Annotated in this window: 14 protein-coding genes and 1 tRNA gene; 7 read left to right on the top strand and 8 right to left on the bottom strand. The window is 70.5% G+C overall.

The features are described 5' to 3' along the window. Window positions 1-190 precede the first annotated feature (190 nt). Window positions 191-535 (bottom strand): Rv3235 family protein, encoded by a 345-nt coding sequence (locus ACEXOR_RS16740; RefSeq protein ID WP_374850874.1) that lies wholly within the window; start codon window positions 533-535, stop codon window positions 191-193. A 512-nt stretch (window positions 536-1,047) separates the two neighbouring features. On the opposite strand from ACEXOR_RS16740, the gene ACEXOR_RS16745 reads away from it, so the two are divergent. Then, the gene (locus tag ACEXOR_RS16745) at window positions 1,048-2,541 is read left to right on the top strand and encodes a sensor histidine kinase (protein WP_374850875.1); all 1,494 of its coding nucleotides are present in this window, start codon (window positions 1,048-1,050) and stop codon (window positions 2,539-2,541) included. An 88-nt stretch (window positions 2,542-2,629) separates the two neighbouring features. Here the strand turns inward: ACEXOR_RS16745 and ACEXOR_RS16750 are convergent, their stop codons facing one another. Further along, entirely contained in the window at window positions 2,630-2,878 is a 249-nt protein-coding gene (locus tag ACEXOR_RS16750; protein WP_077055322.1) for a WhiB family transcriptional regulator, read from the bottom strand. Window positions 2,879-3,066: 188 nt separating this feature from the next. Between ACEXOR_RS16750 and ACEXOR_RS16755 the strand changes: the two genes are divergently transcribed. Beyond that, entirely contained in the window at window positions 3,067-3,513 is a 447-nt protein-coding gene (locus tag ACEXOR_RS16755; RefSeq protein WP_374850876.1) for a hypothetical protein, read from the top strand. Here the strand turns inward: ACEXOR_RS16755 and bcp are convergent. Then, complete coding sequence (bcp, locus tag ACEXOR_RS16760; RefSeq protein ID WP_374850877.1) at window positions 3,497-3,979, bottom strand: thioredoxin-dependent thiol peroxidase; 483 nt, start codon at window positions 3,977-3,979, stop codon at window positions 3,497-3,499. The two genes, ACEXOR_RS16755 and bcp, sit on opposite strands and share 17 nt — an antisense overlap. Window positions 3,980-4,086: 107 nt before the next feature. On the opposite strand from bcp, the gene ACEXOR_RS16765 reads away from it, so the two are divergent. Then, on the top strand, window positions 4,087-4,614 hold the full coding sequence (locus ACEXOR_RS16765) for a septum formation family protein (protein ID WP_374850878.1): 528 nt from the start codon (window positions 4,087-4,089) through the stop codon (window positions 4,612-4,614). A gap of 114 nt (window positions 4,615-4,728) precedes the next feature. Further along, a tRNA-Lys gene (locus ACEXOR_RS16770) sits at window positions 4,729-4,804 on the top strand. Between the two features lie 115 nt (window positions 4,805-4,919). On the opposite strand, the gene ACEXOR_RS16775 is transcribed toward ACEXOR_RS16770, so the two are convergent. Further along, entirely contained in the window at window positions 4,920-6,335 is a 1,416-nt protein-coding gene (locus ACEXOR_RS16775; RefSeq protein ID WP_374850879.1) for a DHA2 family efflux MFS transporter permease subunit, read from the bottom strand. A 77-nt stretch (window positions 6,336-6,412) separates the two neighbouring features. Further along, window positions 6,413-6,991, bottom strand: coding sequence for a TetR/AcrR family transcriptional regulator (locus tag ACEXOR_RS16780; RefSeq protein ID WP_374850880.1), 579 nt, complete (start codon window positions 6,989-6,991; stop codon window positions 6,413-6,415). 184 nt (window positions 6,992-7,175) lie between these two features. Between ACEXOR_RS16780 and ACEXOR_RS16785 the strand changes: the two genes are divergently transcribed. After that, entirely contained in the window at window positions 7,176-9,920 is a 2,745-nt protein-coding gene (locus ACEXOR_RS16785) for a LuxR C-terminal-related transcriptional regulator (RefSeq protein WP_374850881.1), read from the top strand. A 274-nt stretch (window positions 9,921-10,194) separates the two neighbouring features. Further along, window positions 10,195-11,571, top strand: coding sequence for a glucose-6-phosphate dehydrogenase (locus tag ACEXOR_RS16790; protein WP_374850882.1), 1,377 nt, complete (start codon window positions 10,195-10,197; stop codon window positions 11,569-11,571). Window positions 11,572-11,578: 7 nt separating this feature from the next. Here ACEXOR_RS16790 and ACEXOR_RS16795 read toward each other — a convergent pair whose 3' ends face one another. After that, window positions 11,579-12,094, bottom strand: a complete 516-nt coding sequence (locus ACEXOR_RS16795) for a hypothetical protein (protein WP_374850883.1) — start codon at window positions 12,092-12,094, stop codon at window positions 11,579-11,581. A gap of 155 nt (window positions 12,095-12,249) precedes the next feature. Here ACEXOR_RS16795 and ACEXOR_RS16800 point away from each other — a divergent pair, with 155 nt between their 5' ends. Continuing rightward, window positions 12,250-13,422 carry a mechanosensitive ion channel family protein gene (locus ACEXOR_RS16800; RefSeq protein ID WP_374850884.1) on the top strand — a complete coding sequence of 391 codons (1,173 nt, stop codon included), beginning with the start codon at window positions 12,250-12,252 and terminating at the stop codon, window positions 13,420-13,422. A 29-nt stretch (window positions 13,423-13,451) separates the two neighbouring features. Here ACEXOR_RS16800 and ACEXOR_RS16805 read toward each other — a convergent pair whose 3' ends face one another. Next, window positions 13,452-13,748, bottom strand: a complete 297-nt coding sequence (locus tag ACEXOR_RS16805) for a hypothetical protein (RefSeq protein ID WP_374850885.1) — start codon at window positions 13,746-13,748, stop codon at window positions 13,452-13,454. 1 nt (window position 13,749) lies between these two features. Then, window positions 13,750-13,941 (bottom strand): hypothetical protein, encoded by a 192-nt coding sequence (locus tag ACEXOR_RS16810; RefSeq protein WP_259487860.1) that lies wholly within the window; start codon window positions 13,939-13,941, stop codon window positions 13,750-13,752. Between the last annotated feature and the right edge of the window lie 10 nt (window positions 13,942-13,951).

Raw genomic sequence — 13,951 nt, forward strand, 5'->3', positions numbered from 1 at the left:
GATAGCACGAGGTGCGATCCGGCGGGATCGTGGGGCGCGATTGCGCTGCCCCGATCCACCGACCTGCGGCCGGGGGCCGCGCTGTCGAGAGCAACAGGGCCAAGAGCAGCACGGCCCAGAGCAACAGGGCTCAGAGCAACAGAGCTCAGCGAGGCTCGGCCCCGGGCGGGTCAGGCCCGGGTGGTCCGGCTCAGAGCACGTGCACCGCGCTGGCCCGCCAGCGGTCGCCGAGCGCCTCGAGCCGGAGCGCCACGGCTCGGGAACGCGCCCGGCCGTGCACGATCACCACTGCCTCGACCACGCCCGGACTCGGTTCGCCCAGCACCGTCGACCCCATGGTGAACGTGAGCCGCCCGGGGGATTCGCCCCTCGCCGCTCGTGCCCGCCGCGCCAGTACCACCCGCTTCAGCAGGTGGGCGTGCACATCGGCCGAGAGCCAGCGGGCGATCTGGTCGATGTCGCGGGTGCCCGCCAGCACCTCCACCACGCACCGGGCGAGATTCTCGGCCAGCGCACGAGGATCGGGATGGGCCATCGGAGGGGACGCGGACGGCGGCGCCGCGGCCGTCGATCGGGAGGGGGGAGCGGACGGCCGTCTGCCCGGTGCCGCGGCCGGAGTGAACCGGCGCGGCGCGACGGCGAGGGAGGGGGAGGTCACGATGGCTCCTTTCGCCCGCATGCTCGGAGTAAGCAATGCTCAACAAGGTGTCGGCGGCTGTACTCAACCAGTGTCGAGATTGCTTGTCCAGATGCGTTTGTGCCCTGTGGAATTCCCCGGCGAACTGGCCCCCTGAGTGGAGATTGCTCATACCACCCACCCCGCTCATCCTGATGGACTGTTCCTGCGCCGGAACATGACTTCCGGCCGGGACGCCCGTTCCCCCGACCTGTCGCTGTCCCGGCCGGATGAGACAGCTCCCGCGACCGCTTCGTAGGGAAACGCGGTCGCGGGAGCCTGATCTCGGCTGTGCCCCTACCGCGCCTGTGCCCCCCGCCCCCCACCCGCCGCGCCCGTGCTCTCGGGTGCCGCATCGTAGGCTAGAACCCGTGTCAACACTCAGCGACCTCGTCACCGCCCACGGCAGCTCCACCGAAGCCGACGTCGAGTGGCTGCACCTGCTCGTGAGCGACTGCCAACTGCTCGCCGACCTCGCCTTCGCCGACATCGTGCTCTGGGTTCCCACGCACGACGGCACCTTCGTGGCCGTCGCCCACTCCCGGCCGTCCAGCTCCGCCACCCTCTTCTACCGCGACTTCGTGGGTCAGACCATCAAGCCCGAGTGGCGCAAGCAGGTCACCGACGCCTTCGAGAGCGCCAAGATCGTCGACACCGCCGCCCCCGACTGGTACGAGGAGACTCCCACCCGCGTGCGCGCCGTTCCCGTACTGCGGCGGCTCTCGGCCAGCGAGCAGACCACGACGGAGCGGCCGATCGCCGTGATCACCCGGCACACCAACCTCAGCGAGGCGCGCACCCCCAGCCGCCAGGAGCTCACCTTCAACGAGTGCGCGAACGACCTGTTCGCCATGATCTCCGCCGGTGACTTCCCCGACCTGGGCGCGCCCACGGGGCCGCGACGCGGGGCCCCCCGTGCATCCGACGGCCTGATCAGGCTCGATGTCGACGGCATCGTCACCTTCGCCAGCCCGAACGGCCTGTCGGCCTTCAATCGCATGGGGTTCGCGGGCGAGCTCGAGGGCCAGTCTCTCGCCGAGGTCACCACCGGCCTGCTCGCAGGCCGGCTCATCGTCGACGAGTCGCTGCCCCTCGTGGTCACCGGGCGAGCTCCGTGGCGCACCGACATCGAGGCGCGTGGCGTGACGGTGTCGCTCCGCGCGATCCCCCTGCGCACCCGGGGACACCGCTTCGGTGCCATCGTGATGACCCGTGACGTCACCGAGCTCCGCCACCAGGAGCGGGAGCTCATCACCAAAGACGCCACCATCCGCGAGATCCACCACCGCGTCAAGAACAACCTGCAGACGGTGGCCTCCCTGCTGCGCATCCAGGCCCGGCGCACCCACTCCGACGAGGCTCGCGAGGCCCTCACCCAGGCGATGCGTCGCGTGGCCGCCATCGCTGTGGTGCACGACACCCTGTCCGAGGGCCTGAACCAGCGGGTCGACTTCGACACCGTGTTCGACCGGGTGCTGCTGCTCGTGGCCGAGGTGGCGTCGGCCCACAACACCACCGTGCATCCCAAGTCCACGGGCAGCTTCGGCGTGCTGCCGAGCGAGTACGCCACACCGCTGGCGCTCGCCCTCACCGAGCTGGTCACCAACGCGGTCGAGCACGGGCTCGCCGGTCAGGAGGGCGAGGTCGAGATCGCGGCCACCCGTTCCGAGGAGACCCTCACGGTCGAGGTGCGCGACAGCGGAACGGGCTTGCCCGAGGGCAAGGTGGGCTCAGGTCTCGGCACCCAGATCGTGCGCACCCTCATCCAGGGCGAGCTCGGCGGCACCATCGACTGGCACACCATGGTGGGCTCGGGCACGGTAGTGACCATCGAGATCCCCACCCGCTGGCTCAAGAAGCCCTGACGAGCGGATGCGCGGTGTGCGTTCAACACGACGACGCCCGGCTTCCGCAGATGCGGGCCGGGCGTCGGGGCGCCGAAGCGCGTGAGGTCTAGGAGGCGCGTCGTGCGCGAGCGGCGCGGCGCTTGAGGGCACGGCGCTCGTCTTCACTGAGGCCACCCCAGACACCGGAGTCCTGACCGGTCTCGAGAGCGTACTGCAGGCACACCTCGGTCACAGAGCAGCGTGCGCACACGGCTTTTGCCTTGTCGATCTGATCGACCGCGGGCCCGGTGTTCCCGACGGGGAAGAACAGTTCGGGGTCGGCTGTCAGGCAGGCGGCTTTGTCACGCCAATCCATAGCGGGAGCTCCTTTATTGCAGGGTGCTGCGGTCGAGATGACCGAGTGATTCGGGTAAAGGTCAAAGGCACGGTAGACGTTGCAGTCAGATCAGACTGCACCCGCTCACGTCTTCGTGAGCAACATTGACCTTCAATATGCTCGCATACTGGTATTGGCAAATCAAGGGTTTTCTCAGGAGTACAGGCGTGGATGACAAGGCGAACGACAGGCGAACACCCGGTGAACCCACCCCGTTCGACGACTCCCGGCGGCCCGCCCGGCCGGCCCTGCTCACCCTGCTCGCGGTGATCGTGGGGGCCGAGGCCCTGGTGATGGCCGGGGTGGTGGTGTGGCTCCTGGTCGAGCTCCTCACCGATCGGCCGGCCTCGTACGAGACGGCCCTCGCGATCGTGGTGCTGGCCGCCATCTCCGCCGTGTTCCTGGCCTTCGCGGCCCTTCACACCCTCCGCGCCGCGCCCTGGACCCGAGCGGCCACGCTCACCTGGCAGCTGTTCCAGATCGTGATCGCGATCGCCTGCTTCCAGGGCATCGTCGCATCACCCGAGGTGGGCTGGTGGCTCCTCGGATCCGCGGTGGCAGCCGTCATCCTGCTGTTCACCCCCGCGGTGGTCGAGGCTACGCGTCGAGTTTGAGCTTCTTGCGCAAAGACGCGACGTGGCCGGTGGCCTTCACGTTGTACAGGGCCAGGGTCACCACGCCCTCCTCGTCGATCACGAAGGTCGACCGGAGAACGCCCGTCACGACCTTTCCGTAGAGCGACTTCTCCCCCCAGGCTCCGTAGAGGCGGTGCACAGCCGTGTCGGGGTCGGACAGCAGCGTGAAGTTGAGGTTCTGCTCCTCCACGAAGCCCTTGAGCTTGGCCGGCTTGTCGCGCGAGATGCCGAGCACCGTGTAGCCGGCACTCTTCAGCGAGTTGAGGTTGTCACGGAAGTCGCACGCCTCGGTGGTGCAGCCCGGCGTGCCCGCCTCGGGGTAGAAGTACACGATCACGCGCTGTCCGCGGTAGTCGCTGAGCGATCGCTCGACGCCCTCGGCGTCGAGCAGGGTGAACTCGGGTGCGGGCGTACCCGCTTCGATGCGCGCGGAGGTGTCGGTCATGCCTCCAGTATTTCGCACCCGACCGCCCTTCGGCGACGCCCCGGCGGTCGCGACTGAGTAGCAACTACTCCTCACTGTCGACGGATGCCGGCCAGGAGCATGAAGGCATGACGAACCGATCCCGATCCCTCGCCCTGGCCGCCTCGGCCGCCCTTCTGCTCGCTCTTTCCGCCTGCTCGGCCGGCGGGGCCTCCGGTGCCGGCCGCGCCGTCGGCGGCCCGTCGATCAGCGATGCCGCAGCGACCGCCGACCCCTCTCCCTCGGGGCCGGCAGGCCACGCCGATGTGTTCTCCCTGCACCCGGGTGACTGCCTGATCGACTCCGGCGACACGGAGGTCTCCGAGCTGCCCGTGCTCGACTGCTCCGCGCCGCACGACTTCGAGGCCTTCGCGGAGTTCGATCTCGCGGGCGCGGGGTATCCGGGCGACGAGGCGGTCTCGGCCGAGGCCCACTCGAACTGCACCGCCGCGTTCGACCCGTACGTCGGCATCGCCTACGACGCCTCGAAGCTCGACGTGCGCTTCCTCGCGCCCACCGAGGAGTCGTGGAGCGAACTCGACGACCGCACCGTGGTCTGCCTCGTGTTCGACCCCTCCGGCCCGCTCACCGGCAGCGTGCAGAATGCCAGGATCTGATCCCCGGCGTCCACGATTCGAGGGTTGATCAGGGCTGTTCGCCATCGCGCCGACAGCGGTTCGCGAAGGCCGCGAGAGCATGCTAATGTTGTCGACTGGCTCGCTAAGAGCCACGCACCTCTAGCTCAATTGGCAGAGCAACTGACTCTTAATCAGTGGGTTCTCGGTTCAAGTCCGAGGGGGTGCACCACACGCAGTCACACGAACCGCCCGGGAGCTCTCCCGGGCGGTTCGTCGTTCCTGGTGCGGTGTCGTTCCTGGTGCGGTGTCGTTCCTGGTGCGGTGTCGTCGGTGGCGCGAGCGCGTCAGGCGAGGCGCAGATCCGCCGCCCTGACGCGGGCGGGACGAACGGCCAGCACGGCCAGGGCTGCCAGCGCCGCCGTGACGGCCGCCCCGACGAACACGGATGAGAAGCCGGCGGTGAGGGCATCCGGAGCCGTCTGCCCGCTCTGGGCGGCACCGGCCGTCACCGATGCGGCGATCGTGCTGAGCACCGCCAGGCCGATGGCGCTGCCCACCTGCTGGCCCGTGTTCACGAGGCCGCCCGCGAGGCCGGCATCCGCATCGGCCACGCCGTGCATGGCCAACTGCGTCGCCGACACGAACGCTCCGCCGAGGCCGACGCCCACCAGGAGAGTGGGGCCGAGCAGTTGGGCCGCGAACTGCGCGTCGCTCGGGGCGGACGCCAGCCACAGCAGACCGGCGGCGAGCACCAGCAGCGAGCCCACGAGGGTGGGGCGGGCGCCGACTCGGGTGAGCACGGCCGGCACGGCTCCGGCCACCAGCACGAGTGCTCCGGCGAGAGGCAGCTGGCTGAGACCCGCGGTCAGGGCGTCGTAGCCGAGTACGGCCTGGCTGTACACCGAGAAGGCGAAGAACAGCGCCGTCATGGCCGCTCCCATCAGCAGCACGGCGATGTTGCCCGCGGTCACCGAGCGGTTCGCGAAGATCGAGAACGGCACGAGCGGGGCGGCGGAACGTCGCTCGACCAGGACGAAGGCGACGATGAGCCCGGCCGCCACCACGATCAGAACGAGGGTGAGCGGATGCGCGAAGCCGACCTGTTCGAACGCGGTCAGGGCGCCCACGAGGGCCACCAGGCCACCGGTGATCGTGGCCGCACCGGCGTAGTCGAGCGGTGCACTCGTGCTGGGCGCATGCCGTCGGATGAGCGCGGGGGCGAGCAGCAGCACCGCCGCGCCCACCGGGATGTTGACGAAGAACACGGCCTGCCAGCCGAGCGCCCCGGTGAGCACGCCGCCGAGGAGCACCCCCGCTGCGCTGCCGATGCCCGCCACCGCGCCCCAGATGCCGAGGGCCTTGGCGCGGTCTCCCGATTCGGGGAAGAGCCGGGTCACGAGGGCGAGCGCGGCCGGCGCCAGCAGGGCGGCCGAGGCACCCTGCACCGCGCGGGCGGCGAACAGCATCCCGCCGGACATCGAGAGCCCGGCGAGGGCGGAGGCGGCGACGAACCCGACCGTGCCGATGAGGAACAGCCTGCGGTGACCGAAGCGATCCGCGAGGCGGCCGCCGAGCAGCAGCAGGCCGCCGAACGGGAGCACGTAGGCGGTGATCACCCAGCTGAGGGCGGCGGTGTCGAGAGCGAGAGCCGCTCCGAGCGAGGGGAGCGCGATGTTCACGATCGACGCGTCGAGCACCACCAGGAACTGGGCGAGGGCCAGGATCGCGAGGGCGATCCAGCGGCGGGGAGAGGGGGACATGATGAGCCTTTCGAAGGGGTGCGTGACTGATCAGTCACTGATGTGGACACGAGAAAACGGCGCGAGCCGTTCAGGATTCAGAGGCGCTCGTCGAAATCGGGGTGGCGGAAGCCGTGTGCGATCAGCGACGCCCAGGGCGCCGAGTCGGAGTCGAGGCCGGTGGTGACGATGAGGTGGCAGAGCTGCCCGAAGGCGATGAAGCGCTGCACGTCGGCGTCGTCGGCGCCGGAGCGCGTCTTGGCGAACAGCGTGACCCGCTCGAGCCCCCGGCGCAGTGCGGCACGGATCTCGGGCACGTCGGCGGCGGACTGCGCGTGCACCTGCAGCATCAGCAGGCGCCGGTCGGCGATGAGGGAGGCGTAGGCGTCGCCCATCCGGTCGAGCACGTGTTCCGGCCTGCTGCCGGCATCCGCGCTCGAGGCGCCCGTTTCGAGCGCGCCGACCACCTGGCGGAAGCACTCGTCGAGCGCCGCCACGAACAAGGGCTCCTTGCCGGGGAACAGCTTGAACACGTAGGCCGGGGAGATCCCGGCACCCGTGGCGATCGTGGCCACCGAGGTTCCGAGGTAGCCCGACCGGGCGAACTCGGTGAGCGCCGAGTCGACCACGGCTCCACGCCGGACGTCGGCGGTGGAGAGAACGGATGCGCGTGCCATGTGAGTGACTGTACACTCACTCTTCGCGGAAATTCAACCCCCGTCTGAGGGGCAAGCCAGCCGGGGACTACGTAATCCGGTCGTCGCCGCTACGTAATCGGTGTCTCGGAGCCCGAGCCGTAGTGCCGGAAGTGAGTAGAACCTACTCAAGCGCGCGGCCCTCGCGCCGAGAAGGAGAACGACGATGTCAACCCTGAATGCCCACGGTAGCCCGCCCCGACACACCGACGCCGACGATGCAGCGAGGACTCGGCGAGCAGCCCGGAAGCCCGCGAACGCGGCCGACGGCACTCGCCTGCACGGCCGCGATCGCGCGTTCAACCAGATGGTCTCCGCCCTGACCCGCACGGCGCCGGGCCAGGTGGTGCTCGTCACGGGGGCGCGCGGAGTCGGTCGTTCCGCCCTGCTCGACGCGGTGGCCGCCGAGTTCGCGGACGAGCGCCCCGTTCACGTCATCCGGGGGCGAGCCGACCTGCGGCCCGTGGCTCTCGGTGCACTGGCCCCGGTGCTCGCGTCGCTGCCCGTCACCGGGTCGGACAGCGCCGCCGTGGTGGAGTTCCACCGGACCGTGAACGAGCCGGGCACCCTGCTCGTGGTCGACGACGCCGAGCTGCTCGATGCCGCAAGCCGCTGCCTGCTGGAGCAGGTGGTTCTCGAGGGGCGCGCATCCGTTCTGGTGTCGCGCGCGGTGGGCCGCCTCGTCGAGCCGACGGTCGATCCGCCGTCGTTCTGGCGGCACGCGGGGATCGTGATCGATCTGCCGCCCCTCGCCTCGTCGGACGCCCACGCGGTGGTGAAGGACCGGCTCGGCCCGAGTGTCGGCGCGGCGGCCGCCGACGAGATGGTGCGCCTCGCCGCCGGCAGCACCCGAACCCTCGTGGAGCTCGCCGAGGCCTCGATGGGTGCGTGTGATCTCGCCGACGACTCGGGGGAGTGGCGCACCGCCTGGACGCACCTGTCCGAGGGAGTGGTCGCCTCGCTGCCGGTCGATCCGCTCGCGGCCGACGAGTTCGTGGGCGACCTGCTCGCACTGCTCGCCGTGGCCGGAGACCTCCCGGTGGAACAGGGCGGCACCTCCGGGGTCTCGGCCGGCGCGACCCGGCTGGCCGAGGGGCTCGGGTACGTGAGCACCCGCCTCGCCGACGGGCGCATCTGGGTGAGCCTGGCGCATCCGTTGTTCGCCCCCGTGGTGCTCGCGACGGTGCCCGAGAGCGAGCGGCCCGGGTTCTCCGCCGCCGGCGCCGACATGCTCGACGGCTACCCCGTCCACGTGGTGCAGCGGGCCCTGCTGCAGCTCGCCGCCGGACAGCGGGTGGCCGCAGCCGCACTGCTCGACCTCGCCCGGCGCGAGCTCGGGGCGCAGCGGTACACCACAGCCATCACCCTCGGCGCGCACGCGGTGGAGGCCGGCGGCTGCGATCCGGTGCTGCGCTCGGCGGGCGAGTACGTGCGGGCGCAGGCGCTCTCGCAGATCGGCCGGGTGCGCGAGGCCAGCGAGCACTTCTCCGCCGCCTGGCGCGCGGTCGAGGAGGGTCGCGCACTGGTGCCCGGGGTCTTCATCACCCAGCTGGCGCAGGCGGAGGGCAACCATCTCGCCTTCCGGCTGCTGCAGCCCGAGCTCGCGGTGACGCGGGTCGAACCGGTGCTCGAGCATCTCGTCGATCCGGCGCTTCGATCGGTGGTGGAGTCCGATCTCGTGAAGTGGCGGCTGATGGCCGGTCAGGGCCTCTCGACCGACCTCGACTCGACCTCGATGCTCGGGCCGGTCGAGACCCCGAGTGATCTCAATCTCCTCATCATGACCGCGACCCTGCACACCATGGGCGGCAACCTCACCCTCGCCGGCGAGGCGGTGGTGCGTGGGCTGGCGGAGTGCGACCGGTTCAAGGACGTGCTGCCGAACGCTCGCGACCTGCTGCAGCTGTCGGAGGTGCTGGTGCTGTCGTTCACGGCGCGGTTCCCCGAGGCGAGAGCAGCGGCCCGGGCCAATCTCGCCCGCGCGGAATCGGCCAACCCGAGCGCCAGGGGCATCTGGAAGTTCGCTCTCGCCATGATCGAACTGCACACCGGCTCGCCCGCCCGTGCCTGGAAGTACATCACCGAGGGCCGTCGCGACCTGGTCTGGCGCGACGTGGCGGGCCTGCTGCCCACCGCCGACGCGCTCTCGGCCGCGGTCGCCGCCCGCACCGGCCGGTTCGCCATCGCCCGCAGCTGGCTCGATCAGCTCACACCCACCGAGGTGCGCGATCCCAAGGTCGAGCTGTACGCCTCGCTCGCCCGTGCGTGGGTGTCGGCCGCGGCGGGGCGACCGGGATTCGCCATCCGGAGCCTCGGGCCTGCGCTCCAGAAAGCGGCCGACGGCGGGCAGCGCTACCTGGCCGCACTCGTGGCCTACGAGGCGATCCGCATCGAGCCCGTCGTGGGAGCCACCGTGATGCTGCCCCATCTCATCGCCGCCCGGTCGGCGTTCCCCATCTGCGAATCCCACGCGAGGGCCGTCATCGCACGCAACGACGTGCTGCCCATCGCGAAGGAGCTCGCCGAGGCGGGCCTGCTCGGGCCGGCCATCGATGCGGCCCGATGGGCGGCCGACCATGCCGACGGCGACCTCGCACGGGCCTCCCGCGCGCACCGGCTGGCCGACTCGTGGACGGTGCGGGCGGGGGTGGCGATGGGCCATCGCCGTCGGCAGACGCATCCGCGCGTGATGCCGCTCACCGACCGCGAGTGGCAGCTCGCCTCGGGTGCCGCTTCGCACCGCACCAGTGCCGAGCTGGCGGCCGAGTACGGCATCTCGGTGCGCACCGTCGACAACCACCTGGCCCGGATCTACAAGAAGCTCGGTATCGCGAGCCGGCGCGAGCTCGCCGCCGAGCTCGGTGCGCTCCAGCTCGACGACCCGCACCACCGGCCGGGCGAGATGGAGTAGGAATTGCTCATCCCGCCACCGGTGGGGATGGCTCCACAATGGGCAATGGCATCCAGCCGGGTCATCACCGGCGCGACCGTCGCCGGCTCAGCCGGACAACCCGTTCCTTCGTCAGTTCGTGGTGGTGGGCGGTCGCGCGATGACCCACGGGTGGAGGCGGCCTTCGGGTGGTCGCCTCCACCCGTACTCGGGCTGCTGAGCTACTCGGGCTGCTGAGCTAACCGGGCCACTGAGCTACTCGGGCGGCTGAGCTAGTCGGGCTACTGTGATGCTCATGAACCAACGCGTCGACACGCTTCTCATCTTCGGTGCGAGCGGAGACCTCACGGCCCGCCTGCTGCTCCCCGGTCTCGCTCAGCTGCTCACCGATCAGCCCGACCGCACGCTCACGCTCATCGGGGCCGGCGGCATGGCCTGGAGCGACGAGCAATGGCGTGCCGTGGTGACGAAGTCGTTCTCGGAGGTCGACGCCTCGGGAGCAGCCGTCGACAGAGTCCTGGCCACGACCAGGTACGTCGAGGCCGACGTCACCGACCCGAAACAGCTGGGCGACCTGCTCGCCATGGCCACCGGTACCCCCGCCGTCTACTTCGCGTTGCCGCCCGCCGTGGCCGCTCAGGTCGTCACCACCCTGCAGAAGATCGACGTGCCGAAGGGGCTCACGCTGGCCCTCGAGAAGCCGTTCGGCATGGATGTCGTCACCGCGGAGGCGCTCAACGGCGAACTGGCGAAGCTCGTTCCCGAGAACCAGGTGCACCGGGTCGATCACTTCCTCGGCCGCTCGACGGTGTTCAACATCCTCGGGCTCCGCTTCGCGAACCGCATCTTCGAGCCGCTCTGGAGCTCGGAGCACATCGCGAAGGTCGACATCGTCTACGACGAGCAGCTGGGCCTCGAGGGCCGGGCGGGGTACTACGACAAGGCCGGCGCACTGGTCGACATGATCCAGAGTCACCTGCTGCAGGTGATGGCGGTGCTGGCCATGGAACCGCCGTCGACGCTCGGCCAGGACGACCTGCGCGACGCCAAGGAGCTCGTGCTGCGCGCCACGCACCTGTGGGCCGACGATCCGGTCGCCTCCAGCCGGCGGGCCCGCTACGTGGCCGGTACGATCGACGGTCGCGAGCTGCCGAGCTACGCCGCCGAGAAGGGCGTCGACCCGGCCCGCGAGACGGAGACGCTCGCCGAGGTGACGCTCGAGGTGCAGACCTGGCGCTGGAAGGGTGTTCCGATCACGCTCCGCTCGGGCAAGGCCCTCGGGGAGCGCCGCCGTCAGATCGTCATCACGTTCAAGCCCGCGCAGCAGTTGCCGGTGGGGCTGACGGGCGAGAGCCGCCCGACGGTGCTGCGCATCTTCCTGGCCCCGGATGCGATGTCGCTCGAGATCGACATCAACGGCCCCGGCGACCCGTACGCCCTCGAACGGGCGAGCCTCGAGGCGGTCTTCGGCGACGGGCAGCTGCTGGCCTACCGCGAGGTGCTCGCCGGCATCCTCGACGGCGACCCGACGCTCGGTGTGCGCGGCGACTCCGCGGTCGAGGGCTGGCGCATCCTCGAGCCGGTCATCGCCGCATGGCGCAACGACGAGGTCCCGCTGGCGGAGTATCCCGCGGGCAGCTCAGGGCCGGCCGACTGGGCACCGCTCGGCTGAGGGTCGCTCAGGCCGGGGTGCGGGCGGAGTCGGTGCGGCGGTGGGCGGCGGCGGCGGCCTCCACCTCGGCGTGGTGGGCGACGAGGGCGCGCAGGGCGTCGTCGTCGCGCGGGTCTGGGCCCGCGACATCCGGGGTCTGGGCTGCGGCCACGGCAGCACCCGAGACCGCACGGGCGAGTTCGCGAGACACCTCGACGCGCTCGACGGGGGCCAGCGCCGGACGCACCGGCTGCACGGCCCTGAGGCGCGGGGTGAACACGGCGGGTGCCGGAGCGGCCACGGCCGACGTCGACTTCACGGTGATGCCGTGCTCGGCGAGGTTGGCGACGATGTCGTGCGCGACGGAGCGGGCGAGTGCGGTGTGGAAGATGTCGTCGGTGTCGGCGGTGCTGCGGCGCGTGATGGCGAACGATCCCAGCGGGCCGAAGTTCTCCATCAGGGTCTGACTCACCAGCTCGTACAGGCGTTCCTGACTCACCGTGCTCTCGCGTTGAGCCTTCGCGCGACGCCTCCAGCCGATCATCGCAACTCCCTTCGCGCCACCCTTGTGTGAACAGTGTGCGGGCTGGGCATCCGCCGCCCCGTCAGACACGCCGCGTGCCCTGTCGCAATTGCCTGATTAGGCTGGGTTCCCGGGTCACCCGGGCCATCCGGAGACCCGCTGACCGAAGGGACCTCATGCCCGTCGAACGAACCTGGATCGCCTTCGCCATCGCCGCCGTGCTGGCCGCCGTGGCCGCCGTGCTGATCACCGCGCTGGTGACGCTGATCGTGCGCGCGGCTGCCCGCCGCCGACGCTGGCCCGACGCGCTGGTGCGGCGAGCCCGCATCCCGTTCCGCATCTTCCTGCTGGTGGTGCTGCTCTGGATCGCCACGAGCATCACCATCCCGGCGGGCGACTGGCGGCCGGTGGTCGACCAGCTCTTCCTCATCGCCACGATCGCGCTCGGTGCCTGGCTGGTGTGCGCGCTGGCCATCTTCTTCGAGGACGTGGCGCTCGCGAGGTACACCATCGACCGGCCCGACAACCGCATCGCGAGGCGGATGCGCACCCAGGTGCTCATCCTGCGACGGCTGGGCATCGCGGTGGTGATCGTGCTCGCGATCGGCGCCATCCTGCTCACCTTCCCCGGCGCGCAGGCCGTGGGCACGAGCGTGCTCGCCTCGGCGGGGCTGGTGTCGATCATCGCGGGTCTGGCCGCCCAGTCGACCCTGGCGAACGTGTTCGCGGGCATGCAGATCGCCTTCAGCGACGCGGTGCGCGTCGACGATGTGGTGATCGTCGAGAGCGAGTGGGGGCGCATCGAGGAGATCACGCTCACCTACGTGGTGGTGCACATCTGGGACGACCGGCGCATGGTGCTGCCGAGCACCTACTTCACCTCCAAGCCCTTCCAGAACTGGACCAGGCGCAACTCCGAGCTGCTCGGTTCGGTGGAGTTCGACCTCGACTGGCGCGTGACGCCGGGGGAGATGCGGGCCGAGCTCGCGCGCATCCTGGCCCGCACCGACCTCTGGGACCAGCGGGTGTCGGTGCTGCAGGTGACGGATGCGGTGGGCGGCTACGTGCGCATCCGCATCCTGGTGACGGCGGTCGACGCGCCGACCCTGTTCGACCTGCGCTGCTTCGTGCGCGAGGAGATGATCGCCTGGCTCTACCGGTCGAGCCCGCAGTCGATCCCGCGCTCGCGGGTGCGGATGATCGACGAGGAGCCCGACATCTCGCACGCGCCCGCGAAGGGCGAACGCGAGGCCGCCGGGCTCTTCCACGGCGACGTCGGTGCAGACGGCAGGGCGAGCTTGTTCACCGGGCCCATCCAGACCGCGCACATCCCACCTGAGGAGCAGTAGGCGAGGGGCGGGAGTTCAGGGGCGGGAGTTCAGGGGGAGCTGGGCGGCGCCTTGGGCTTCCGCGGGGCCTTGGGCCCCGCGGCATCCGAGTCGCCCGGCCCGGCTGCGCCACGGATGGGCGGCACCGGCCAGACGAAACGCGCGGATTGGCCGTTCTTGGCCAAGTAGACCTGTGCGGCCCGCGTGCCGAACCAGAGGAAGCGAACCAGCAGCACGACCAGGCCGAGCACCACGAGGAACGCCACCGCGGCCACCACGATCGAGAACGCGCCGCCCATCACGTGCGCCAGAACAGCCAGGATGCCACCGTCGCGACCGCCGAACATGTCAGCGACCGAGCTCGCGGGCGTCTTCGTCGGACTGCAGCACGCTGCCGACGGCGAGGGCCAGGGTGATGCCCCAGCTGAGCCACATCAGCACCAGGCGCCAGTCGCGCGGGCCCTTGCGGGTGGTCTGCACCACCGAGAAGCCGCCGATGATCGAACTGATGATGCTGCTGTTCAGGATGAATTTGCGCACGGCGGTCTCC

Origin of the sequence: Herbiconiux liangxiaofengii (assembly GCF_041927335.1) — a bacterium.
GTDB lineage: Bacteria > Actinomycetota > Actinomycetes > Actinomycetales > Microbacteriaceae > Herbiconiux > Herbiconiux liangxiaofengii.

Bases quoted from the DNA above. Each gene is read 5' to 3' on its own strand.
- ACEXOR_RS16780 (WP_374850880.1), bottom strand. From the start codon at position 6,991: ATGGCACGCGCATCCGTTCTCTCCACCGCCGACGTCCGGCGTGGAGCC.
- ACEXOR_RS16800 (WP_374850884.1), top strand. From the start codon at position 12,250: ATGCCCGTCGAACGAACCTGGATCGCCTTCGCCATCGCCGCCGTGCTG.
- ACEXOR_RS16775 (WP_374850879.1), bottom strand. From the start codon at position 6,335: ATGTCCCCCTCTCCCCGCCGCTGGATCGCCCTCGCGATCCTGGCCCTC.
- ACEXOR_RS16785 (WP_374850881.1), top strand. From the start codon at position 7,176: ATGTCAACCCTGAATGCCCACGGTAGCCCGCCCCGACACACCGACGCC.
- ACEXOR_RS16750 (WP_077055322.1), bottom strand. From the start codon at position 2,878: ATGGATTGGCGTGACAAAGCCGCCTGCCTGACAGCCGACCCCGAACTG.
- ACEXOR_RS16765 (WP_374850878.1), top strand. From the start codon at position 4,087: ATGACGAACCGATCCCGATCCCTCGCCCTGGCCGCCTCGGCCGCCCTT.
- ACEXOR_RS16790 (WP_374850882.1), top strand. From the start codon at position 10,195: ATGAACCAACGCGTCGACACGCTTCTCATCTTCGGTGCGAGCGGAGAC.
- ACEXOR_RS16805 (WP_374850885.1), bottom strand. From the start codon at position 13,748: ATGTTCGGCGGTCGCGACGGTGGCATCCTGGCTGTTCTGGCGCACGTG.
- bcp (WP_374850877.1), bottom strand. From the start codon at position 3,979: ATGACCGACACCTCCGCGCGCATCGAAGCGGGTACGCCCGCACCCGAG.
- ACEXOR_RS16740 (WP_374850874.1), bottom strand. From the start codon at position 535: ATGGCCCATCCCGATCCTCGTGCGCTGGCCGAGAATCTCGCCCGGTGC.
- ACEXOR_RS16795 (WP_374850883.1), bottom strand. From the start codon at position 12,094: ATGATCGGCTGGAGGCGTCGCGCGAAGGCTCAACGCGAGAGCACGGTG.